22 protein-coding genes are annotated in these 21869 nt (G+C 58.7%); 19 read left to right on the top strand and 3 right to left on the bottom strand.

Going from position 1 to position 21869, the window contains the following annotated elements; translation table 11 throughout:
- Window positions 1-44: 44 nt before the first annotated feature.
- The 18 genes from ABIE13_RS10290 (at window position 45) to amt (ending at window position 17799) form a co-directional block, all read left to right on the top strand.
- Entirely contained in the window at window positions 45-221 is a 177-nt protein-coding gene (locus tag ABIE13_RS10290) for a hypothetical protein (protein WP_354443058.1), read from the top strand.
- Between the two features lie 129 nt (window positions 222-350).
- On the top strand, window positions 351-2729 hold the full coding sequence (locus ABIE13_RS10285) for an ankyrin repeat domain-containing protein (protein ID WP_354443057.1): 2379 nt from the start codon (window positions 351-353) through the stop codon (window positions 2727-2729).
- 57 nt (window positions 2730-2786) lie between these two features.
- Complete coding sequence (gene blaOXA, locus ABIE13_RS10280) at window positions 2787-3587, top strand: class D beta-lactamase (protein WP_354443056.1); 801 nt, start codon at window positions 2787-2789, stop codon at window positions 3585-3587.
- Between the two features lie 116 nt (window positions 3588-3703).
- Window positions 3704-4261 (top strand): GAF domain-containing protein, encoded by a 558-nt coding sequence (locus ABIE13_RS10275; protein WP_354443055.1) that lies wholly within the window; start codon window positions 3704-3706, stop codon window positions 4259-4261.
- 273 nt (window positions 4262-4534) lie between these two features.
- Complete coding sequence (locus ABIE13_RS10270) at window positions 4535-5518, top strand: LysR substrate-binding domain-containing protein (protein WP_354443054.1); 984 nt, start codon at window positions 4535-4537, stop codon at window positions 5516-5518.
- Between the two features lie 203 nt (window positions 5519-5721).
- Complete coding sequence (locus ABIE13_RS10265) at window positions 5722-7209, top strand: 2-hydroxymuconic semialdehyde dehydrogenase (RefSeq protein WP_354443053.1); 1488 nt, start codon at window positions 5722-5724, stop codon at window positions 7207-7209.
- The gene (locus ABIE13_RS10260; RefSeq protein WP_354443052.1) at window positions 7206-7610 is read left to right on the top strand and encodes a RidA family protein; all 405 of its coding nucleotides are present in this window, start codon (window positions 7206-7208) and stop codon (window positions 7608-7610) included. Before ABIE13_RS10265 ends, ABIE13_RS10260 begins: the two co-directional genes overlap by 4 nt.
- A complete protein-coding gene (gene mhpD, locus ABIE13_RS10255; protein ID WP_354443051.1) occupies window positions 7607-8422 on the top strand; it encodes a 2-keto-4-pentenoate hydratase in 816 nt (271 codons plus the stop codon). The genes ABIE13_RS10260 and mhpD overlap by 4 nt, the downstream gene beginning before the upstream one ends.
- Window positions 8423-8444: 22 nt before the next feature.
- Window positions 8445-9401: an acetaldehyde dehydrogenase (acetylating) gene (locus ABIE13_RS10250; protein ID WP_354443050.1), complete on the top strand. Its 957-nt coding sequence runs from the start codon at window positions 8445-8447 to the stop codon at window positions 9399-9401.
- A gap of 9 nt (window positions 9402-9410) precedes the next feature.
- A complete protein-coding gene (dmpG, locus tag ABIE13_RS10245) occupies window positions 9411-10457 on the top strand; it encodes a 4-hydroxy-2-oxovalerate aldolase (RefSeq protein ID WP_354443049.1) in 1047 nt (348 codons plus the stop codon).
- A complete protein-coding gene (locus tag ABIE13_RS10240; protein WP_354443048.1) occupies window positions 10454-11230 on the top strand; it encodes a 2-keto-4-pentenoate hydratase in 777 nt (258 codons plus the stop codon). Before dmpG ends, ABIE13_RS10240 begins: the two co-directional genes overlap by 4 nt.
- Window positions 11227-11661 (top strand): RidA family protein, encoded by a 435-nt coding sequence (locus ABIE13_RS10235; RefSeq protein WP_354443047.1) that lies wholly within the window; start codon window positions 11227-11229, stop codon window positions 11659-11661. The genes ABIE13_RS10240 and ABIE13_RS10235 overlap by 4 nt, the downstream gene beginning before the upstream one ends.
- A gap of 153 nt (window positions 11662-11814) precedes the next feature.
- Window positions 11815-12387, top strand: a complete 573-nt coding sequence (locus ABIE13_RS10230) for a 3-hydroxyanthranilate 3,4-dioxygenase (RefSeq protein WP_354443046.1) — start codon at window positions 11815-11817, stop codon at window positions 12385-12387.
- A gap of 19 nt (window positions 12388-12406) precedes the next feature.
- A complete protein-coding gene (locus tag ABIE13_RS10225) occupies window positions 12407-13408 on the top strand; it encodes an amidohydrolase family protein (RefSeq protein ID WP_354443045.1) in 1002 nt (333 codons plus the stop codon).
- A gap of 52 nt (window positions 13409-13460) precedes the next feature.
- Window positions 13461-14456, top strand: coding sequence for a Bug family tripartite tricarboxylate transporter substrate binding protein (locus tag ABIE13_RS10220; RefSeq protein WP_354443044.1), 996 nt, complete (start codon window positions 13461-13463; stop codon window positions 14454-14456).
- 512 nt (window positions 14457-14968) lie between these two features.
- Entirely contained in the window at window positions 14969-15742 is a 774-nt protein-coding gene (locus ABIE13_RS10215) for a TorF family putative porin (protein WP_354443043.1), read from the top strand.
- Window positions 15743-15775: 33 nt separating this feature from the next.
- The gene (locus ABIE13_RS10210) at window positions 15776-16114 is read left to right on the top strand and encodes a P-II family nitrogen regulator (protein WP_354443042.1); all 339 of its coding nucleotides are present in this window, start codon (window positions 15776-15778) and stop codon (window positions 16112-16114) included.
- Between the two features lie 20 nt (window positions 16115-16134).
- The gene (amt, locus tag ABIE13_RS10205; protein WP_354443041.1) at window positions 16135-17799 is read left to right on the top strand and encodes an ammonium transporter; all 1665 of its coding nucleotides are present in this window, start codon (window positions 16135-16137) and stop codon (window positions 17797-17799) included.
- Window positions 17800-18034: 235 nt separating this feature from the next.
- Here the strand turns inward: amt and ABIE13_RS10200 are convergent, their stop codons facing one another.
- From ABIE13_RS10200 to ABIE13_RS10190, 3 genes are all read right to left on the bottom strand, one after another.
- Window positions 18035-18841: a molybdate ABC transporter substrate-binding protein gene (locus ABIE13_RS10200; RefSeq protein ID WP_354443040.1), complete on the bottom strand. Its 807-nt coding sequence runs from the start codon at window positions 18839-18841 to the stop codon at window positions 18035-18037.
- A gap of 14 nt (window positions 18842-18855) precedes the next feature.
- Window positions 18856-19824, bottom strand: a complete 969-nt coding sequence (locus ABIE13_RS10195; RefSeq protein WP_354443039.1) for a fumarylacetoacetate hydrolase family protein — start codon at window positions 19822-19824, stop codon at window positions 18856-18858.
- Window positions 19825-19930: 106 nt separating this feature from the next.
- Window positions 19931-20929, bottom strand: coding sequence for a Bug family tripartite tricarboxylate transporter substrate binding protein (locus ABIE13_RS10190; protein ID WP_354443038.1), 999 nt, complete (start codon window positions 20927-20929; stop codon window positions 19931-19933).
- A 138-nt stretch (window positions 20930-21067) separates the two neighbouring features.
- Here ABIE13_RS10190 and ABIE13_RS10185 point away from each other — a divergent pair, with 138 nt between their 5' ends.
- On the top strand, window positions 21068-21847 hold the full coding sequence (locus tag ABIE13_RS10185) for a helix-turn-helix domain-containing protein (RefSeq protein ID WP_354443037.1): 780 nt from the start codon (window positions 21068-21070) through the stop codon (window positions 21845-21847).
- The last annotated feature ends 22 nt before the right edge of the window (window positions 21848-21869 follow it).

Below are 21869 nucleotides of genomic sequence, written 5' to 3'. Positions count from 1 at the left end.
GTACTTAATCCTCGTTCCAACGGACCACCTTCGCCTTCAGTGCCATGCAGGCCACAGGTCTTTACGGCGGGCCCTTGCATTTCGATCCCCTCGACGCCGTCGATGCAACAGGACGTACCGTGTTGACACTGGCGAAGTTGAATGGATGGACGTATCTGACTCAAGCGCTGACTACCATCAAGCAACCGGCGTGGGCCTTGACGCTTCTCGCCGAGTCATAGCGCAACGTCACCAAGTGGCGATGGCAGCGGTGGCGGCGCCAGTGACAGGTTTGACGGTAGTGACAGTAGTGACCGTTGAAGGCCTGGTATCAGTTCAAGCACGACACATTATTTCTTTGAAGCGTTCATATGCCACGTGACGTCACGGCCAACCCTATGGCTGCCCACCCGATGAATTCTCCCTTGCCCCCAAGCAACACGCATGCATTGAGAACCTCTCACCCGCCTATGGACGGACGCCGCGGCATTGCCACCTCTGGTATCGCTTCTTCGATGCAAGCAGACAAACAGGCATCTGCGCAATCCTTCCCTGAGTTTCCACCCGCAGTCTTGATGGGGACATTGACCGTCACCCTCCCGTATGCATTGAGCAGTCAGGAGCAAAAGAATCTTTCGCTTAGACAGGCCGCCAGCGTTGGAAGAGTGAAAGACGTCATCGCGTGGATGGATGCTGGCGCCATCCTCAACGCCGCTAACGAGAAAGGCACTACTGCACTGATGCTGGCGGCCATGAAAGACCATGCTGATGCCTTGAAGGTACTGATGGACGGGTTGGAAACCTCAGAGGCGATCAATTTCGCTGGTCCCGACGGGACAACCGCACTGATCCTGGCGGTCAAGCATGTGTGCCCAGGCGCTGTTCAGGCGCTGGCGTGCAGGCTGGAGCCGCAGGACATCAATCATGCTGATCATGAGAATATGACGGCACTGATGTATGCAGCCTCCCTCGGTTCGCCGGGATTGGTCTGTGTGCTGGGGAACGAATTGAAGTCTGCAGCAGCCGTCAACCTGGCTCGCCCCGATGGTATGACCGCGTTGATGCTGGCGGCGCGGGGCAAGTGCTCCTTCACTTGCAGAGCGCTCATGCAATACCTGCAATCGGAAGTGGAGATCAACAAGGCTCGACCGGATGGAATCACCGCATTGATGCTCGCCGTCATGGAGGGAAGCTTTGATACCGTTCACGCTTTTGTGGACGTACTGAGCTTTCAGCATGGGGCGCTCAATGTATTCGCGCCAGACGGCCGAACCGCGCTGAGTATCGCCAACGATCATGGCCATGGACTCATCGTCGCGCGCTTGTTGGACGGGTTGCAGACTAGCGGCCGCGCAGCCAATACACCAGGCCCTGTAGACGAGTCCACCCTCCGCATTGCAGGCAGCCGCGGTCACTTCGGCGTGTTATTCAGCTGGCTTTCTGCAGGCGTCAAGGAGGAGCTCATCGAGACTTTCTTTGAAGCGTTCGATGCCTATCATCCTAACCAGCACATCCATCCGCAGGTCCTGCTTCAGGCTGCGTACCTGGGGTCGCCGCGCGTGGTGTCAATCCTGCTGGCGCGCGGTGTCGAGTCAGACTGGAGGCGCGACGATGGCCGGAGCGCCTTGGATCTGGCCGTCAAGCGTGGCCACTTTCCAGTGCTGGAAGCCTGGGCGGCCGCTCGCCGCCAGATTCCCCATCAGCTGATCCTCAATACGCCTCAGGCGGCAGATTTTCTTGGCAAGCATCCCACCTTGGATAAAGTCGAAGCTTGGAACAACCTCTTACTGATGCGATCGGCTGAAAGTGGCTGGACCCATTTAGCCCAACAGCTGATATTGAATCAAAATTGGAAAATCCATCCCAACGTGTTGGTTGCCGCGGCGGGCTATGGCAACGCGCGCATGGTGTCTACTCTGTTGCGGCGCGGAATCGACGCAGACTGGAGGCGAACCGATGGTCTGGGCGCGTTGGATTTTGCGATCGCTAATGGTCATTTTTCGGTGCTTGACGCATGGATGGCCAGTGGACGCCAGGTACCCTACCCACTCATCCTCAAAACCATGCAGGCGATCGGCCTTCACGGAGACTACCCTAGTCTCCAGGCCATCCAGTTGTCAGCGGGTATTGTTCTGAGGGCTGCGTCCTGGTACGGGTGGCACCGTCTTTCCGAAGCACTGATCGCCATGGAGCTGCAGGCTGATGCCTATCCTGTCGTTACCACCCCCGCTGCAGACCAACATGCCCACGACCAAGCCATGCTCGAGAAGGCAGGTCGCCGAGGTCACTTCAATGTACTGTTCAAGATGCTGGCTTCGGGAGCCAGCGAGGAGGTGGCCAATACCTTCTTGGTCGCGTTTGACGCCGCGAAACTGGATCCGCTGAGTTTTCCGAACGCCCTGCGTGATGCAGCGCGGTTTGGCTATGCGGGCGTTTTCTCGATGCTGCTAGGGCGGCAACTCATGGTAGGCGATGGCTCAGACGCATTGGATCTTGCCATCAGCAACGGGCACTTGTCGGTGCTCAACGCCTGGATAGCCAGTGGGCGCAAGGTGTCTTTTGAACAGATTTTCAATGCCATGCAAGCCACTGGTCTGTACGTCGCGCCCGAAGTTTTCAGACGCATGAATCCCCTGGACGCCGTCGATGCCTCAGGACGTACTGTGCTGATGCTGGCGGAGTCCAAGGGTTGGGCTCATCTGGCCCGGGCGCTGACCGCCATCGCGCACGAGGACTTGCTTGCTGCATAGCTGCTAATTGCATCCGTTGGCTTAGCTTGGCGTGCCCACTGTACTTAAACTACGGGCATGAACCGACGAAATCTAGTCTTGTCCGCACTGGCATCAGGCCTGGCTCCAGCTGCGACCATAGCTTCACAGCGCCAGGAAAAAGGCGAATGGTCCCGTTTTTTCAAGGAAGCTGATGCCGAGGGCAGCATCGTGGTGCTTGATGCTCGGAGTCCTTCGCACACGGAGTATGTCTGCAACGCCGTGCGTGCAGAGCGGCGTTACTCGCCTGCATCCACTTTCAAAATTCCGCACAGTCTTTTCGCGCTGGATGCTGGGCTGTTACGGGATGAATTTCAGCTGGTTCCGTGGGACGGCGTGAAGCGTTCGGTCGAAGCGTGGAATGCAGACCAGAATCTCCGCTCGGCGATGAGGAATTCCACCGTCTGGGTCTACGAGCGCTTCGCAAAAGAGCTCGGCGATGCGCGTGAGACCACCTATATGCGCAAGCTGGCGTACGGCAATGCGGTGGCCACTGGCGAGAAACCGTTCTGGGTTGAGGGCGACCTCGCCATTTCCTCTTTTGAGCAGATTGCTTTTTTGCAGAAGCTCTACCGCAATCAATTGCCTTTCAAAGTCGAGCACCAAAGGTTGGTCAAAGACGTCATGGTGAGTGAAGCGGGTTTTGACTGGATACTGCGCGCCAAAACCGGTTGGACCGGAAAGATCGGTTGGTGGGTCGGTTGGGTTGAATGGGCCAGCGGCCCTGTCTTCTTCGCATTGAACATCGACACCCCGAACCGACTCGGCGACCTTGCGAAGCGCCAGAGTATCACCCGCCACATCCTGCGGGCCATCAAGGCGTTACCGGAGCCTTCCTAATTGCAAGCGATGGTCACAATGGGCTTGGACAGGGACTGACTTTTACAAAGCTCTGCGGCGCCTCATTGGATGTGCAGTAATAATTTCTACATCATTTTTGACGTGCGAGGTCTGCTTTGCAATTTCTGGACTACGACCCTTCCGACATTGATGTTCGAGTTTCCGAACTTCTGGTGGCGACGAGCGACGCCGTAGAGCCTCTGGTTCATCCCAATGTGAGCGAAGCCCTGGCCATATTCCGCCAACATCTGAATATGGACGTAGTGTTTGTTTCGCAAATCCAGGACGGGCGCAGAACCTTCCGGGTGGTGGAGTCCAAGCCGGGCAACACCCTGGTGCAGGTCGGTCACTCAGACCCTGTAGAAGAGTCCTGGTGCCAACATGTGGTGAGTGGCCGCCTGCCTCAGTTCATGGCAGATGCTGGGCCATTCATAGAACGAGGCGAAGCACCTGCCCCAGCCTTTCCTATCGGCACGCATTTGAGCACTCCGATTTTGCTCAGAGACGGCAGTGTTTATGGCACGCTCTGCTGTTTCAGCCAAGTGGTGGAAAACAAGGTCGGCGAGTCCGATTTGCAGCGGCTTCGCACAGTGGCTCGCCTTCTGGCCGAGAAGCTGGGTACTTCCAAGGCCAATGAACTCCAGTTGCAGCCTCTGGATTCCCGCCATCGCTAGGAATTTCAGCCCAAAGGTCACCACCGCGTCTCCAGCCCTTGGATCTACCCGGTGAATGGGCCAACCAAGTCTAAGGGTTTTGGGCATCAAAGTATCGAAATGTCTGAGGTCTTAATAGCTCTAGGGTTGATGGATTTTCCACACTAGCGTATGAATCCTCTGTATCGGTGAGGGCGAGCCCGGATCTCGCCTCAGCCTGTCCCACCTCATGCGCAAGCGTTGCGCAAGTGATGCATCTCACGCTGATTCGCGTCAATACGTTATCGTCGGCTCATGGAACACTCCAAGCTTTCCCTGGCGCGCCGACTCAAGCTGCAGCAACTGGCCATTTTCGAAAAAGTGGTGGAGACCGGGTCTATCCTGGCTGCTTCACGGGCACTGCACATGACTCAGCCAGCGGTCAGCAAGTCGGTGCACGAGCTGGAAGCCCAGTTCGGCGAATCTCTTTTCACCAGGGGAAAGCGGGGGGTGAAGCTCACGGAGTTTGGCGTATTATTGCAACGCCACGCTCAGTCTCTGCTGGCTGACTTGCGGTTCCTGGCAGACGACGTGAATGCCTGGAGCAACGGTGTCTCCGGACAGGTGGTGGTAGGGGTGCTGATTTCAGCCTCGGCCAGACTGTTGCCCCGCGCGGTGGTCCGCATGCACGAAACGGCACCCAATGTCATCGTCACGGTTCGCGTAGGTTCCAACGATGTGCTCTTTCCGGAACTTGCGCGTGGCGTGGTCGATGTGGTGGTGGGGCTGTTGCCGGACAACCAGGCCGAAGGTACCTCAGGGAACCTCACCCATGTTCCTCTGTACGACGAAACCTTGTGCGCAGTGGTTGCACGCGATCATCCACTGGCCGGTGACCCGAGCATTGACCCTCACCAACTCGAGAACATGGCGTGGATTGTCCCCACACAGGAGTCCGCCGCATGGCGTTCAGCCGATGCATTCTTTGAGGCCGCAGGGCTGGTGGCGCCTAAGCGTCTGGTGGAATCCGTCTCCATTTTGACCAACCTGGAGCTTTTGCTGGAGTCATCCATGGTGGCGCTGATGCCGCACGCGGTCGCCGAGCAATTTGTTCGCTCCGGCCTTCTCAGCATCCTGCCTCTGCGCTTGGCCAGCAGCTTCGGCAAGGTGGGCTACACCCTCTATGCAGAGCGCACACCTACAGCGGCCACTCAGCGCCTGCTACAGACCTTGCACGAAGTGGGCGAAAGCGTGCGGCTGGAGCTGATAGCCAACAGTCCGTCAACTGAGACCCGGTAAGTCATTGTGGTGATGCGGTGCGGTCAACATGGTGCGGGCCTGAATTCTTGAGGATGGTCAAGTATTCCTGTTGGTTATAGATAGCGCCCGCTCTTTCATTATCCAAAGCGGGCATTTCTCCCTACAGTCCATCTATAGAAGACGCCTGGGAGAGCTTCCTTGAAGGCGTTCCCACCATTGATGGTTTTTGCGGGAGTTCCACTTTGTCGCACGCTGTTCCCTGGCCCGTCTCTCTTTCGCCCACGCGCAACTACGTGGACGGCCAATTCGTCACCACGGCCAAGACCTTTCCCAATATCTGCCCTATCAACGGCGTCAAACTGGCCGATGTCCATGAGGCGGACGCGGGCCTGGTCGATCGCGCCGTTCATGCGGCGCGGCAGGCATTGAGCGGCCCTTGGGGCCGTATGTCCCCGGCGGAACGATCCGCAGTTTTGCACAAGGTGGCCGACGGCATTGAACGCCGTTTCGAAGACTTCGTGGCCGCCGAGGTTTCGGACACGGGACGCCCGGTGGCTCAGGCCCGCACGCTCGACGTCTACCGGGGCGTGGCCAATTTCCGGACGTTTGCGGATCTCGCGCGCCTGGCAGGCGGCGAGACCTTCGACATGCGCACAGCCGATGGCCAGGACATCATGAACTACACCGTGCGCAAGCCGCATGGTGTGGTCGGCATCATCTCGCCGTGGAATCTGCCGCTACTGCTGCTGACCTGGAAGGTGGCTCCTGCGCTGGCATGTGGCAATACTGTCGTGGTCAAACCGTCAGAAGAAACGCCCTCGTCGGCCACCTTGCTGGCTGAGGTCATGCATGAGGCCGGCGTTCCGCCTGGCGTGTTCAACCTGCTTCATGGCTTTGGCCCCGACTCGGCCGGTGAATTCCTCACCCGCCATCCTGAACTGGACGCCATCACCTTCACAGGCGAGTCGCGCACCGGCAGCACCATCATGAAGGCGGCCGCAGAGGGTGTGCGCGAGGTTTCCTTCGAGCTCGGAGGCAAGAACGCAGCGGTGGTATTCGCCGATGCGGATTTCGACGAGGCCGTGGCTGGGGTCATCCGCTCATCGTTTACCAATTCTGGCCAGGTCTGCCTATGTTCCGAGCGCGTCTATGTCGAGCGGTCTATTTTTGATCGCTTCGTCGCCGCCCTGAAGGAAAAAACCGAGGCGCTGAAGATTGGCTATCCCGATGAAGACGGCGTGAACATGGGGTCGCTGATTTCCCACGGCCATCGGGACAAGGTTTTGTCGTATTTCAAGCTCGCAGTCGAGGAAGGTGCCACGGTAGTCACCGGCGGTGGAGTTCCGCACTTCGGCGATGAACGTGACCAGGGGGCATTTGTGCAACCCACTATCTGGACAGGTTTGCCGGACACCGCGCGTTGCGTACGAGAAGAAGTTTTTGGCCCGGTCTGCCATATCGCTCCCTTCGACACCGAAGAAGAGGTGATTGCCCGCGTCAATGACAGTCCCTATGGCTTGGCTGCTTGCGTCTGGACCACCAACTTGAAGCGCGCTCACAATGTTTCGCGCCAGTTCCGTGTGGGCATTGCCTGGGTCAACACCTGGTTTCTGCGCGACCTGCGCACCCCGTTCGGCGGTGCCAAGCTGTCGGGCCTGGGCCGGGAGGGCGGGCGGCATTCGCTGGACTTTTATTCAGAGATCAGCAATATCTGCATTCGCCTCTCATGAAACGACACAGTTCATCGGCCATTCCGGCGCCCAAATTCCACTACACCCCTTGCGTGCAGGCGGGCGCACACTACAGCGTCTCCGGCATGGTGGGCCTGGATCCCGCCACTGGGCAGTTGGTGGCTGGAGGCACGGCGGCCCAGACGCAGCGCATCTTTGATAACCTGCTTCTGGCTCTTCCCGACTATGGCCTGAGTCTGCAGGACATGGTGCTGGCGCGTATCTATACCACCGACTTTGCGGCGTTTCCCCAGATCAATGCCATCTGGGAAGCCACGCTCTCTGACGTCCCCCCACCCGCGCGCACCTCGGTTGGGGTGCAGGCCTTGCCTTTGGGCGCTGCCGTCGAGATCGAGTTTTCCTTCTACAAAAACCCCTCTTCAAAAGATCAAGAGACATGACTCTCAGCATTGAACAGATGGCCGACGCCCTGTGGCAGGCCGAGCAGACCGCAACGCCTGTGCAGCCTCTGCGTGACGCCATCACTGCTGCCGCTGCTGCAGGCGGTACAGTGGGGGACGCGCTGGCCACGGCTTATGCCGTGCAAACCTTCAACACCCAGCGCCGGCTGGCCGCAGGGGAGCGCCTGGTGGGCCGAAAAATCGGTCTGACCTCGCTGGCAGTGCAGAAGCAGCTTGGCGTGGACTCACCCGATTTCGGTGCGCTGTTCGCCAGCATGGCAGTGGGACACGGGGAGGAAATTGCTGCTCACCGTCTCATGCAACCCAAGGTAGAGGCCGAGATTGCCCTGGTGCTGGAACGCGATCTGCCGCACACCCGACACACCGTGGCGGACATCATCTCAGCTACGGCCTATGCCTTGCCCGCCATTGAGGTCGTGGGCAGCCGCATCGCCAATTGGGACATTCGGCTGACGGACACCGTGGCGGATAACGCGTCTTCCGGTCTGTTCGTTCTGGGCTCACGCCCGGTGAAGCTGTCTGATTTCGACCTGATCCGTTGCGGCATGTCCATGGAACGCCGTGGAGATCAGGTGTCTACCGGCATAGGCGCCGCCTGCCTGGGCAACCCGCTCAATGCCGCTGTCTGGTTGGCCAACACCATGGCCACGCTGGGCGCACCTTTGCGTGCGGGCGACGTCGTGATGACCGGTGCTCTCGGTCCCATGGTGGTGGCGCAGCCCGGCGATGTCTTCAGTGCGCACATCGAAGGCCTCGGTTCGGTGGACGCCGTTTTCAGTCCCGCCAACTGAACTCAGTCAAGAAAGTCATCACGTGAATACGCAGGACAAGAAAATACCCGTCGCCATCATTGGCTCAGGCAACATTGGCACGGATCTGATGATCAAGGTGCTACGCAACGCAAAGCACCTGAGCATGGGGGCCATGGTGGGCATTGACCCGCAATCCGAGGGCCTGGCACGAGCCACCCGAATGGGCATTCCGGCAGTCTCCGATGGCATCCAGGGCCTGCTGAAACTACCGGGATTTGGTGACATTCGCATTGCATTCGACGCCACCAGTGCAGGTGCGCATGCGCGCCACAACGCCTTGCTGGCGCCTCACGGAATCAAGGTGATCGACCTGACTCCAGCGGCCATAGGTCCCTATGTGGTGCCCGTGGTCAACCTGGAGGATCATTTGGATGCACCCAATATCAACATGGTGACCTGCGGGGGGCAGGCCACCATTCCCATGGTGCGTGCTGTCTCGCGCGTGGCTACGGTGCATTACGCGGAAATTGTGGCCTCCATTGCCAGCAAGTCAGCCGGTCCTGGCACCCGTGCCAACATCGACGAGTTCACCGAAACCACCTCCAAGGCTCTCGTGGATGTGGGCGGTGCGAAGAGCGGCAAAGCCATCATCGTGCTCAATCCGGCGGAGCCACCGCTGATCATGCGCGATACGGTGTACTGCCTGGCTGATGTCAACGCCGACCAGCAGGCCATTGCCGATTCAGTGCAACAGATGGTCCGCGATGTCGCAGCCTATGTGCCGGGCTATCGCCTGAAGCAGCAAGTGCAGTTCGAACGTTTTGACGCCAACCGGCCGCTCAATGTGCCCGGCTTGGGCCTCTTGCCGGGCTTGAAAGTGAGCATCTTTCTGGAAGTCGAAGGTGCGGCGCACTACCTGCCAGCCTATGCCGGCAATCTTGACATCATGACCAGCGCCGCTCTGGCAACTGCAGAGCAGCAAGCCGTCCGCATGCTGGCGGCCCTGAATCCGGCCTGAGGACCCACCATGTTCGATAAAACCAAGAAAATTTATGTTTCCGACGTGACCTTGCGCGATGGCATGCACGCCATACGCCACCAGTATTCGTTGCAGCAAGCCGTGGACATCGCCCGGGCGCTGGATGAGGCCAAGGTCGACAGCATTGAAGTGGCGCATGGCGATGGCCTGCGTGGGTCAAGTTTCAACTACGGTTTTGGAGCCCACACCGATCTGGAGTGGATCGAGGCGGTGGCGGGGGTGCTCCAACATGCCCAGGTGGCCACGCTGCTGCTGCCCGGCATTGGCACCATCCATGACCTGCATGCTGCGTACGACGCCGGAGCGCGGGTCGTGCGCGTGGCGACCCATTGCACCGAAGCTGACATCTCGCGCCAACATATCGAATATGCGCGCAAGCTCGGTATGAATGCGACAGGCTTTCTCATGATGAGCCACATGAACACGCCGCAAGGCCTGGCCGAACAGGCCAAGCTGATGGAAAGCTACGGCGCCCAGTGTGTCTACGTAGTGGATTCGGGCGGGGCCATGAACATGTATGAAATCGCCGACCGTTTCAAGGCTTTCAAGGACGTGCTCAAACCCACCACGCAGACGGGCATGCATGCCCACCATAACCTGAGCCTGGGTGTGGCCAATAGCCTGGTGGCATTGGAGCATGGCTGCGACCGCATCGATGCCAGCCTGACGGGCATGGGGGCCGGGGCGGGTAATGCGCCGCTGGAGGTGTTCATTGCGGCTGTGGACCGCATGGGCTTGAACCACGGCTGCGATGTGAAGAAGCTGATCGATGCCGCAGAGGACATCGTGCGGCCTCTGCAGGAGCGTCCAGTCCGGGTAGACCGCGAAACGCTGGCTTTGGGATATGCCGGGGTGTATTCCAGCTTCCTGCGCCACAGTGAAGCCGCCGCTGAAAAATACGGCATACCTGCTTTCGACATTCTTTGTGAACTGGGTCGGCGCCGCATGGTCGGTGGCCAGGAGGACATGATTGTGGATGTGGCCTTGGACATGATCAAAGCGCGTGAACAAGGCGCACCAGGAGCGGCAGCATGAGTGGAAATGCCATTGCGAACGCTGCCGCCGTCCTGGACGATGCAGCAGTTAAGGCCCAGGCGGTCGATCAATTTGCCCCAGGCAGTTTTGATCTTGCAGATGCCTATCGAATTCAGCGCGCTTCGATCCAGCGCCGCGTAGCGCGCGGTGACGGCATCAGAGGTATCAAGCTGGGCTTTACCAGCCGCGCCAAGATGATTCAGATGGGCGTCGACAGTTTGATCTGGGGCTGGTTGACAGAGACCATGATCGAAGAAGAAGGGGGCACGGTTGATCTGGGCCGCTACATTCATCCGAGGGTGGAGCCCGAAGTGTGCTTTCTGACCCGTCGCACCATAGACAGGCCTATCACGGCTCTGGAGGCGGCTGACTATGTGGAGGCTGTGGCCCCTGCGCTGGAGATCATTGACTCGCGCTACCGCAACTTCAAATTCACTCTGGAGGACGTGGTCGCAGACAACTGTTCGTCGGCTGGCCTGGTGGTGGGCCCATGGTCACGCCGGTTTGAGGGCCTGGGCAACGCCGGGGTGGGTGTGACGGTCAATGGCCGGCTCGTGCTGTCGGGCTCCACCGCCGCCATTCTGGGTCACCCTCTGCGCACCCTGGTGCAAGCCTCGCGGCTTCTGAGTTCGTGTGAACGCAGTTTGCCCGCAGGGTCTCTGGTCATGGCGGGTGCCGCGACCGCGGCCCATGCGCTCGCACCTGGCGCCCATATTCGCTGCGACATCAATGGCCTGGACAGGGTCGAATTCTTTACCGGATCTGCATCATGAATCAAGCTACCCAGGCCCAGGTTGTTCCCGGCAAAGCCAAACCGCGCGGGCGTTTTCCGCACTACAAACGTGCGGGCGATTTCATCTTCGTCTCAGGGACCAGCTCACGCCTGCCAGACAACAGTTTCGCGGGTGTGCAGGTGGACGAGATGGGCACCACCGCGCTGGACATCCGCGTGCAGACCCGCGCCGTCATCCAGAACATTGGCGACATCCTGGCCAGCGCCGGTGCCAGCCTGTCTGACCTGGTGGAGATCAACGCTTATCTGGTGAACATGAATGACTTTGGGGGCTACAACCAGGTCTATGCCGAGTTCTTCGACGAGACCGGCCCTACGCGCACCACAGTAGCCGTGCACCAGTTGCCTCATCCGCACCTGCTGATCGAGATCAAGGCAGTGGCCTACAAGCCCTTGTCTGCTGCCACCTGATAGCTTTGCTTTCAACAACTCATGCATCACAAAAACCGTTCACGCTGAGCTTGTCGAAGCGCCGCACAAGGCTTTGACAAGCTCAGCCCGAACGGTGTTTATCGATTGAGTGCCTTTCGGTATGAGCCCTTCCACTTAGAACGAGAACATCCCATGAGATACAAGTACGGTCGCCCCCTCAATTTCCATCGCTGGCTGGATGACAACGCCCATCTGCTTAAGCCGCCGGTGAATAACAAGCAGATTTGGAAGGACAGTGACTTCATGGTCACCGTGGTGGGTGGTCCCAATCAAAGAACAGACTTCCACGACGATCCGGTGGAGGAGTATTTCCACCAGTTCAAGGGCAACGCGTCCCTGTTGATCTGGGACCGGGGGCAATACGACAAGGTCGAATTGAAGGAAGGTGACATGTTCCTCATGGCGCCTCACACCATCCATTCGCCGCAGCGCCCGGAAGCCGACAGCCTGTGCCTGGTGATAGAGCGCCAGCGCCCCTTGGGCGAGCACGATGCATTGCAGTGGAGCTGCGCCAGCTGCGGCACCGTCGTCAAACGCTACGAGATGCAGTTGCACAGCATCGTGGCAGACCTGCCGCCCGTCTACGACGCCTTCTACGCGACCAACGATGCAGAGCGCACCTGCCCGCAGTGCGGCGAGGTCCACCCTGGCCGCGATTTCAAGACCTGGCATCAGCGTCTTGATGTGGCCAATCCCTCACTCTAAGCCGAGATAAGGCGAGAAGATGCCCCAGAAAATTGACATGCATGCCCACCACTTTCCGCACTTGACGCAGGCGGAAGCGGCCATTTTGAATGCGGAAAGCGGCCCCTGGCTGCGTATAGATCCCGATGGCGAACGTGGACAGATCATGGCGGGCGACAAGCCGTTTCGCCCGGTCAACCGGGTGCTGTGGGATGCCCACGCGCGGCTGGAGGAAATGGACGCGCAAGGCGTAGATATCCAGATCAGTTGCGCCACGCCCATCATGTTCGGCTACAGCGCGCCGCCCAAAGTGGCTGCGGACTGGGCGCAGAGAATGAACGACCACGCCCTGAAGTTTGCCAGTGCGAATCCCGAGCGCCTCAAGGTCCTGGCCCAGGTGCCTTTGCAAGACCTGGATCTGGCATGCGCGGAAGCCAGCAGGGCCAAGGCCACCGGCCATGTCGGCGTGCAGATCGGTAACCACCTTGGTGATCGCGACATGGACGATCCGCACCTGGTGGACTTCCTCGTGCACTGTGCCAACAACGACATTGCAGTGCTGGTCCACCCTTGGGACATGATGGGGGGTGCGCGAATGAAGAAGTGGATGCTTCCCTGGCTGGTCGCCATGCCTGCGGAAACGCAGCTTGGCATTCTGTCCTTGATTCTGTCTGGCGCATTTGAACGTATTCCCCGTTCGCTGAAGCTGTGCTTTGCTCACGGCGGAGGCGCTTTTGCCTTTGTCCTGGGCCGTGTGGACAACGCCTGGAAGCATCGCGACATCGTTCGCCAGGACTGCCCCAATCTCCCATCTTCCTACGTTGACCGCTTCAGCGTGGACAGCGCCGTGTTCGAGCCCAGAGCCCTGCGCTTGCTGACCGAGGTGATGGGGGCCGAACGCGTCATGTTGGGTTCTGACTACCCCTTCCCGTTGGGAGAGCAGCAGATCGGTCAGCTCGTCGCCGACGCGGAATTTCTGTCGGTTGCCGAGCGCGAGGACATCCTGGCAGGCAACGCACGCCGGTTCTTTGGCCTTGGCTGACATTGAGTTGATATTTCGGTACCCAGTAAATCTGAAACGAAGGATGCAAGACATGATGAACCTCGATTTTTCACGGCGCGCCGCGATCTTCACCACCGCACTGCTCTGCAGCGCCGGGTTCAGCGGCGCGCTGCAGGCGCAAAGCAATGACTACCCCAACCGTGCTGTGACCCTGGTGGTTCCTTCGCCACCCGGCGATGGCTCAGATGTGCTGGCAAGGCTGCTGGGACAAGAGCTCAGCACCAGCCTGAAGCAACCCTTCACCGTGGACAACCGGCCCGGCGCGGGCGGTATTCTGGCGTCCGACCGGGCTGCCAAATCCAAGCCTGACGGCTACACCATCCTGCTGGGCAACGCCAGTTCGCACGCCGTGGTGCCTGCGCTCTACACCAAGCTGACCTATTCCCCGCAGAAGGATTTCGCACCCATCGTTCTGGTCGCCACAGCGCCCAACGTGTTGGTCGTGGGCAGCGATCTTCCTGTCAACAACGTGGCGGAGTTCATCGCCTACGTCAAGGCTCGCCCCGGAAAGCTCAACATCGCCTCAGCCGGTAACGGCAGTCTGTCGCACCTGGCCGCAGAGATGTTCAAGAACATGGCCGATCTGGACATGGTGCACGTGCCCTACAAAGGCGCCACACCAGCGCTCACCGATGTCGCGGCCGGCCACGTCGCCGCCATGATCATCAACATCCCCACCGTGCAGCCCCTGCTGAAGGGCGGCAAACTGAAAGCCCTGGCGACGTCCGGCGCAACCCGCGCACCTTCCTTGCCCGATATCCCCACGCTGGATGAGGCAGGTGTCAAAGGCTATGAAGCCAGCGCCTGGTTCGGTCTGTTCGCGCCTACAGGCACTCCTGCCGCGGCGATCGAGAAGCTGCGCGCAGAGAGCGTCAACGCCTTGAAAGTGCCCGCCATGCGCAATCAATTCGCAACCCAGGGCCTGATCCCTGCTGGCGGCACCTCAGCCGACTTTGTGGCGCACATCCAGAAAGACGTCGATAAGTACACCCGCATCGTCAAGATCGCCAAAATTACTGTCGATTAAAGGTCTGGTCAACGTAGTCGCAGCGACTACCTATTGGAGGGCCGAGCGCAGCAATGGCCTGTATGGGTCTCCCACCCCTCTGGACGTGCTGAGGAGCGCAGAGCGAGGGGCCGGCCATCCGGTGGCGGAGCAAAGAAGAAGTAGGTGCGCCGCCGGGCGCACATCCCGGCCTCCGACCTAAGTTATTACACAGAAGGTCGATGTGAAGCACCGCAACCCCCATAGTCAAAGCCTTCTTCGGATCCTCGCTTGGACGATTCGAGGCGACCGGCATCTGCACATTTGCCAGCAATTCCACCCCACACCTTTTTAGGGCATCCCGTAACAACCAGTTAACCCCAGTTTCTGAATCCATGCCCCAAAAAAGCATGCACCCTTTTATCTCATAGCACCAAATCGGTGCATTTCAAGACTTTCGATCACTTTGAATCGCCTCATACACCTCTGAATGCGAATTGGCATGCTCCCTGCTTAAGGTATGGCGGAGTCCCCGACAACCCTTTGGAGTAAGCATGACCGCCGCATTCAACAAATCGCATCAACTCATCGCTGGCCTGGCCCTGTTGACCGCCGCATTCGGCGCGTCTGCCCAGACCGCTGCAGCACCGGCCGAAAGCGCACCTGCTGCCGCACCAGCCAGCTCTCTGTCCTTTAACGCCGCGCTGACCAGCGACTACCGCTACCGCGGAATTTCACAAAGCCGCCTCAAGCCAGCTATCTCTGCCGGCGCCGACTATTCGCATGCCAGCGGCTTCTACGTCGGCACCTGGCTCACCTCCATCCAGTGGATCAAGGATGCCGGTGGCGATGCATCGGCTGAATGGGACGTCTACGGCGGCTACAAAGGCACAGCCGGCCCTATCGGCTATGACGTCGGCGTATTGCGCTACATGTACCCCGATCACAAGCTGTCCATCAGCCCCAACACCACCGAGATCTACGGCGCGGTGACCTGGCAAATGCTCACAGTGAAGTACTCGCACTCGGTGACCAACCTGTTCGGCTTCGACAACAGCAAGAACAGTGGCTACCTGGATGTTTCCGCGGCCTTCGATCTGGGCAATGGCTGGTCCGTGACACCGCACGTGGGCCGCCAGTGGATCAAAAACAATGGTGCAGCCTCCTACACGGACTACTCCATCACTGTCGGCAAGGATTTCGGCAATGGCTTTACAGCCAGCGCTGCCATTGTCGGAACCGACGCCGACAAATCTCTTTACGTCACGCCTTCTGGCCGCTTCACTGGCCGTACAGGCCTGGTCGTCGGCGTCAAGTACACCTTCTGATCGCCCAGCGGCATTCAACTGGAGAAAAGCATCATGAAAATGATCACCGCCATCATCAAGCCTTTCAAACTGGACGAAGTGCGAGAAGCGCTCTCGTCACTGGGCGTACAAGGTATCACTGTGACCGAAGTCAAAGGATTTGGTCGGCAGAAAGGCCATACCGAGCTGTATCGGGGCGCTGAGTACGTTATCGACTTCCTGCCCAAAGTGAAGATCGAAGCTGCGGTGGACGCTTCCATCGTCGACCGTGCCATCGAAGCCATCGAGTCTTCGGCACGTACCGGCAAGATCGGCGACGGCAAGATTTTTGTCACCGATATTGAGCAAGTGGTGCGTATCCGCACCGGCGAGACCGGCGTCGACGCCCTGTGATTATCTGGAGCGACAGCATCATGAAACGTATATTTTCATTCTTCCTTTTCGCGCTGGCCATGTTCGCCGGTGTGTCCACCATGGCAGCGGATTTCCCCGCGTCCAAGGTGTTGTTTGAAACCGGTGCGGCAGAAGTGGGTCCGCAAGGCCAGGATGTCGTCAAGGGCGCTGCAGCTTACGTGGCGGCCAACAGCGGCGCCAAGCTCCTGGTATCGGGCTACACCGACACGTCTGGTGATCCCGCGGCCAACGCTGAACTGGCCAAGAATCGCGCCTTCGCGGTGCGCGACGCACTCAAGAGTGCCGGCGTGCCTGAAGCGTCCATCGAGCTTAAAAAGCCCGAAGACTCCACCAAAGTGGGCAGCGCTGACGAAGCTCGTGCTGTAGAGATTCTGCTGGCGTCTGCAGCAGTCGCTGCCGCGCCCGCTGAAGCGCCAGCCGCCCCAGCAGCAGTTGTACCTAAGGTGGACTCAGGCGACACTGCCTGGATGCTCACCTCTACCCTGCTTGTGATCTTGATGATCATCCCGGGTCTGGCACTGTTCTACGGCGGCCTCGCACGCAGCAAGAACATGTTGAGCGTGCTGATGCAAGTGTTCGTCATCTTCTCGCTGATCAGCATCCTGTGGGCAGTCTACGGCTACAGCCTGGCATTCAGCGGTGAAGGCAACTTCTACGGCGGCTTCGACAAGCTCTTCCTCAAGGGTGTGTCGCAAGAGACCTTCGGCGCATTGGCGACCATTCCTGAGTACGTGTTCATCTCGTTCCAGGGCACGTTTGCGGCCATCACTGTGGCACTGATCGTCGGCTCGTTTGCCGAACGCATCAAGTTCAGCGCCGTGCTGCTGTTCTCCGTGCTGTGGTTCACATTCAGCTATCTGCCGATTGCGCACATGGTCTGGGGTGGTGGTTTGCTGGGCAAGGACGGCGCACTCGATTTCGCTGGTGGTACCGTGGTGCACATCAACGCCGGTGTCGCCGGTCTGGTCGGTGCCTACATGCTGGGCAAACGACTCGGCTTCGGACGTGAAGCGTTCACTCCGCACTCGCTCACACTCACCATGGTTGGCGCATCGCTTCTCTGGGTAGGCTGGTTCGGCTTCAACGCAGGTTCGGCAGGTGCTGCCAATGCCAACGCTGGCCTGGCTTTCATCAATACCATCCTGGCTACAGCCGCTGCAACCCTCGCATGGTGCATTGGTGAGTCGCTGCACAAAGGCATGGCCTCCATGCTGGGTGCCGCTTCCGGTGCCGTGGCAGGTCTGGTGGCCGTGACCCCAGCTGCCGGTTTCGTGGGTCCCATGGGCTCCATCGTGATTGGTGCGATCGCGGGCTTCGTATGCCTGTGGGGCGTGAGTGGCCTCAAGCGCATGCTCCGTGCTGACGATGCGTTTGACGTCTTCGGCGTCCACGGCGTGGGCGGCATCATCGGTGCCATCCTGACCGGCGTGTTCGCGGCACAGGGCCTGGGCGGCACGGGCGGCTTGACGCCTGACACCTTCGCCATGGGCGCACAAGTGTGGATCCAGATCAAGAGCGTCCTGCTGACCATGGTGTGGTCCGCTGTGGTCTCGTTCGTGGCTTATAAAGTCGTTGATATGGTGGTGGGTCTGCGTGTCACCGAAGAGCAAGAGCGTCAAGGTCTTGACATCAGCAGCCACGGGGAAACTGCCTACAACAGGTAACTCGTTCAAGCTCGGCGCCAGGTCCAGCGCCGAGTGGGTTTCTCCAAGGGGACAAATTCAGCCCGCCGCGTGCGGGCTTTTTTTTATTGCCGGGCCGCCCCAAAATAAAAGGCACCCCCTCGGGGGGCAGCGGACCTCGCGAAGCGGGGGAAGCGTGGGGGCTATTTTTCGGCTATGCCGACAGCGCGAAAATGAAGCACAGGAGGGACGGCATGTTCCGGACTGACCAGCGTGCTCACTTGCCCGCAGGCTCCAGCCCGTTGCGTATATAGATTTTGTGAGCCTCCGGAGAGTTCTTGTAGAAGTCCAGCAGTTCTTTGGCGCCTGAGGGGTTGGTCACTTTGGTTGAGATCCCCGCCGACATGACCGTGTATTGCTGAACAGACTCAGGAATTTTTCCAGCAAGGCTGATCCCAGCGATGGACACAAGCTCGCTGACTTGCTGTATTCCGACTTCGGCCTCTCCTCTTGCGACCACTTGTCCCACTTTTTCGCCAATGACCTTCTTGCTTTTTGGCAGGATATCTGCTTGCAGCCCAAGCCGTTTCAGCAGTTCCTTCTCGTAGTAAACGCCGCTCAAGCTGGCGGAGTAGGCGATGGATTTTGCGTTCAACAAGACTTGTTTGAACTCATCCACCGTCTTGATACTGGGGATGGGGCTTCCGGCCCGAACTGCCAGTCCGATCGATGAGCGCACCAGATCGACCTGTGTTCCCGCCTGCACATGTCCCTTCTTAACGAGATCATTCAATGTGCTCTTTGAGATCAGAACCACATCAGCGCTCTCGCCGCGTTGCAAGCGCGCGGGTACCGATGTACTGACTGAAGCCAACGATGATCCGAATTCGGCTTTAACAGGGGCACTTATCGCACTTAGGTAGAGCGGTTGAAGTTCGGCGTGGGCGTTGGTGAATGCGCCTGACGCTAGCAAAGACACTGGTTGAGCGGTGGTTTCAGCCGTTTTTGTGGTCCCAGTGGAGCAGGCCGCAAGTGCGACCATGCCGACGCTCAAGAATGCGCTGGTCAGCGTTTTGTATGTCATATAGGGGCTCGCATTTATTGATCCGACTGCTGTTCCAGGCGCATGACGCGGTTCTCGAGCTTGCCAATCTTTTGAATGGTCACGGATACCGGACCGCCGGATTTGAATAGATCGACGTTCTGAACCGCGCCACCTCCACCTGATTTTTTCAAGGCGGTGCCCAAAGAGATGACATCTCCGGGCCACAGGCTGACGTACCGCGACACGTATTCAATGACCTCGGGTGTCTTGTGGGTCAGGTTGTGCGTATTGTCAGAGGTGATCAGCGTATCCTGATGGTGGCAGGAAATGTCCAGGTCATGAGGATCGCTGATTTCATCTGCCGTCACCAGCCACGGGCCGAGCGCGCTGTAAGTGTCGGCTCCCTTGTAGCGGCCGGAGTAGGTCACCCAGGTATCGAGGTATTCGATTTCCAGAGTGCCATTCTTGGGGTGTATGGCGCGATAGAAAAAAGTATCGTCGGTACGCATCTTCGCGCTCGTGATGTCGTTGTGAGCGGTGTAGCCGAAGATATGCTGGTAGGCATCTTGTGCGCGAATATTCTTGCCGCCTTTGCCAATGATCAAGGCCAGCTCAGGTTCCGGGTGTGTACGTCCATCTTCGGGGCGAATCTCTATGGCTTCCTGATGCCCTATCAAGGCACTGGCGGGCTTGGTAAAAAACGCAGGGCTGGAAGGCCCCTTCATGATGCGGTCGCTATTGGCGCTGTTGTTCAAGGCCAGGCAAATGATCTTGGAAGGGCGCCGCACAGGCGGCTTGAGTTGCACAGCAGCCATGGGCAGCCTGGGTGCGGCCGCAATGTCCAAACCAGAAAGCTTCTGCGCGAAGTCTGGGGCGTGTTCGATAAGGTCCATCATCGAACACTGAGGGTTAAAACCAAGTTTCTGCACCAACAAGGGGTTGAGGTGTGAGATCGAATCGTTGTCAGCACTGACGACGCCAATACCGGCGATGCCCTGGTATTCGAAGCTTGCAAGTTTCATTTCTTTCTTTCTCTGGACGAGGCAGGCAAGATCCTGGCAGCGTCGCTTTCGGTGATGAAGGGCGCGGGGAAGCAGGGGTGCTTTCGCGCTGATTGCGCTATGCCCGTTATTCGAGCGAAATGTTCGAACTCTTGATCAGCGTCTGGTAGCTGGCTCGTTCGTCCTGCACGAGCTTGTTCAATTCGCTCGGGGAGCCTCCGGCAGGTCTATTGCCGTTGGCCTGCAAGCGTGAGCGAAGTCTGGGATCCTGCAGAGAAGCATTCAAGGCCTGATTGAGCTTTTCCACCACGGAGGCAGGTGTCTTGGGCGGGGCAAAGATTCCGAACCAGTTATTGGCGGTGAAGTTGGGCCAGCCACTTTCCGCGATGGTGGGCACCTGTTGCATGGCAGTCTCGCGCTGCGCACCTGTCACTGCCAGCACGATCACTCTGCTGTTTTGCAATTGAGGAATCACCACTGGAACGGAGTCGAACAGCATGTCGATGTTCCCTGCCATCAAGTCGTTCAGCGCTGGTGCCGTTCCCTTGTACGGTATGTGGTGAACTTTAGCTCCTGTACTGGCCATGAACGCCATCGCGACCAAGTGGGTGTTTGAACCTGTGCCAGCTGAACCCACGGTTAGGCCTTGTGGCTTGGAATTCGAGAGAGCAACCAGTTCGCTGACATTTTTTGCGCCCAATCCCTGGCGGATCATGAGTGCATAGCTGATACGGGCGAGGGAGCTGACTGGCGTGAACTGCTGGGGGTCGTAGGGAAGATTCGGCTGCAGCAACGGATTGATGATCATGCTGCCAGGGCTTCCCAGTATCAGCGTATAGCCGTCCGCAGGAGCCCTGACCACGGTCCTCGCAGCCACGCTGCCTCCGGCGCCAGCAATGTTCTCAACCACTATGGATTGCCCAAGCTTCTGGGAAGCCTCCTGCGCTACCGATCGGGCAAGAGCATCACTGGCGCCCCCGGCCGCGAACGCCACAACCAACTTGATGGGGCGATCAGGATATGTCTGGGCGTGTGCGCTCACAAAAGCGCCAGCCATGCCAAGGAAGAGTGCAATTTTGAGCCCGATGTTGATGCATCGAGAACGCGTTCTTGAACTTGGTGCCATCACTATGTCCCCTATGAGTTTCAGGCTCTCCCGTGACTGGAGACCCTATGCGGCGACTGTAGGATGGCCTTGGCTAAACTCAGTTATTTTCCTTGAATTGTTCCGCGTGGTGGAACGAGTGGGGGTGCGAGGTATTTGATGCTCAAGGCGAACGAGGTTGGAGAAGTGAGGGCTGCCGTGCGCGCACTGGATTTGCTGAGGGAGTTGAACCAGAACGATGCTTCGGCCATTAGTGATCTTCATAGGACGCTCCAGCTTCCTAAAGCCACGATACATCGGCTGCTGGCAACTCTGAAGAGCGCAGGCTTTGTTGCCGTGGATGCGGGAAGCAAGAACTACAGGTTGACTGCCAAGGTCCTGGAGCTTTCTAGCGGCTATACCGAACGCAGCCAGCTACTGGAAGTGTCTGCGCCTTATCTTCGGCAAACCACGAAGAAAATTCGGTGGCCGCTTGCCATTGGTGTGCTCGATAACTTCAACATTCTGGTTCGATTCAGTACCATGCCCTATAGCCCGTTAGCGGTGCAGGCCACCACGGTGGGACATCGCCTGGGCCTGCTCGAATCGGCCATGGGCAATGCTTACTTGGCGCATTGCGATGAAATTCAACGCGAAATTCTGGTGGAGACGCTGATGACGCAAGCTCAGAACCCAAGGGCTATCCAGAGGCTTTTTCTGCAAAAGGTCGACATCACCCGGCGCCAGGGTTACGGACTTCGATTGCCTTTGCGCAACGGAGAAAGTGCAACGATCGCTGTGCCTATTGGTCAGGGAAAGGATATTTTGGGCGTACTAGGCCTGACCACGTTCGGCAGGCTGATGACAGCCAATCTCCTCGTCTCGCATCAGCGCAAGCTCGAAGAGTACGCGCAGGAGATCCTCAGGCGAATCTCGGAATATGGGGCGACGGCCTCCTAAGGCGCAGAGCTGCTGCGATTTC

It is taken from the genome of Ottowia thiooxydans (genome assembly GCF_040548795.1).
Taxonomy (GTDB): Bacteria; Pseudomonadota; Gammaproteobacteria; order Burkholderiales; family Burkholderiaceae_C; genus Ottowia; species Ottowia thiooxydans_A.
The sequence above is the reverse complement of the archived record's forward strand: the minus strand, read 5'-3'. Positions and strand labels throughout refer to the sequence as shown.

Excerpts from the sequence above, each read along its gene's own strand:
- ABIE13_RS10290 (WP_354443058.1), top strand. The coding sequence starts at position 45 with ATGCAGGCCACAGGTCTTTACGGCGGGCCCTTGCATTTCGATCCCCTC.
- ABIE13_RS10285 (WP_354443057.1), top strand. The coding sequence starts at position 351 with ATGCCACGTGACGTCACGGCCAACCCTATGGCTGCCCACCCGATGAAT.
- blaOXA (WP_354443056.1), top strand. The coding sequence starts at position 2,787 with ATGAACCGACGAAATCTAGTCTTGTCCGCACTGGCATCAGGCCTGGCT.
- ABIE13_RS10270 (WP_354443054.1), top strand. The coding sequence starts at position 4,535 with ATGGAACACTCCAAGCTTTCCCTGGCGCGCCGACTCAAGCTGCAGCAA.
- ABIE13_RS10260 (WP_354443052.1), top strand. The coding sequence starts at position 7,206 with ATGAAACGACACAGTTCATCGGCCATTCCGGCGCCCAAATTCCACTAC.
- mhpD (WP_354443051.1), top strand. The coding sequence starts at position 7,607 with ATGACTCTCAGCATTGAACAGATGGCCGACGCCCTGTGGCAGGCCGAG.
- dmpG (WP_354443049.1), top strand. The coding sequence starts at position 9,411 with ATGTTCGATAAAACCAAGAAAATTTATGTTTCCGACGTGACCTTGCGC.
- ABIE13_RS10240 (WP_354443048.1), top strand. The coding sequence starts at position 10,454 with ATGAGTGGAAATGCCATTGCGAACGCTGCCGCCGTCCTGGACGATGCA.
- ABIE13_RS10235 (WP_354443047.1), top strand. The coding sequence starts at position 11,227 with ATGAATCAAGCTACCCAGGCCCAGGTTGTTCCCGGCAAAGCCAAACCG.
- ABIE13_RS10230 (WP_354443046.1), top strand. The coding sequence starts at position 11,815 with ATGAGATACAAGTACGGTCGCCCCCTCAATTTCCATCGCTGGCTGGAT.
- ABIE13_RS10225 (WP_354443045.1), top strand. The coding sequence starts at position 12,407 with ATGCCCCAGAAAATTGACATGCATGCCCACCACTTTCCGCACTTGACG.
- ABIE13_RS10220 (WP_354443044.1), top strand. The coding sequence starts at position 13,461 with ATGATGAACCTCGATTTTTCACGGCGCGCCGCGATCTTCACCACCGCA.
- ABIE13_RS10215 (WP_354443043.1), top strand. The coding sequence starts at position 14,969 with ATGACCGCCGCATTCAACAAATCGCATCAACTCATCGCTGGCCTGGCC.
- ABIE13_RS10210 (WP_354443042.1), top strand. The coding sequence starts at position 15,776 with ATGAAAATGATCACCGCCATCATCAAGCCTTTCAAACTGGACGAAGTG.
- amt (WP_354443041.1), top strand. The coding sequence starts at position 16,135 with ATGAAACGTATATTTTCATTCTTCCTTTTCGCGCTGGCCATGTTCGCC.
- ABIE13_RS10200 (WP_354443040.1), bottom strand. The coding sequence starts at position 18,841 with ATGACATACAAAACGCTGACCAGCGCATTCTTGAGCGTCGGCATGGTC.
- ABIE13_RS10195 (WP_354443039.1), bottom strand. The coding sequence starts at position 19,824 with ATGAAACTTGCAAGCTTCGAATACCAGGGCATCGCCGGTATTGGCGTC.
- ABIE13_RS10190 (WP_354443038.1), bottom strand. The coding sequence starts at position 20,929 with ATGGCACCAAGTTCAAGAACGCGTTCTCGATGCATCAACATCGGGCTC.
- ABIE13_RS10185 (WP_354443037.1), top strand. The coding sequence starts at position 21,068 with ATGCTCAAGGCGAACGAGGTTGGAGAAGTGAGGGCTGCCGTGCGCGCA.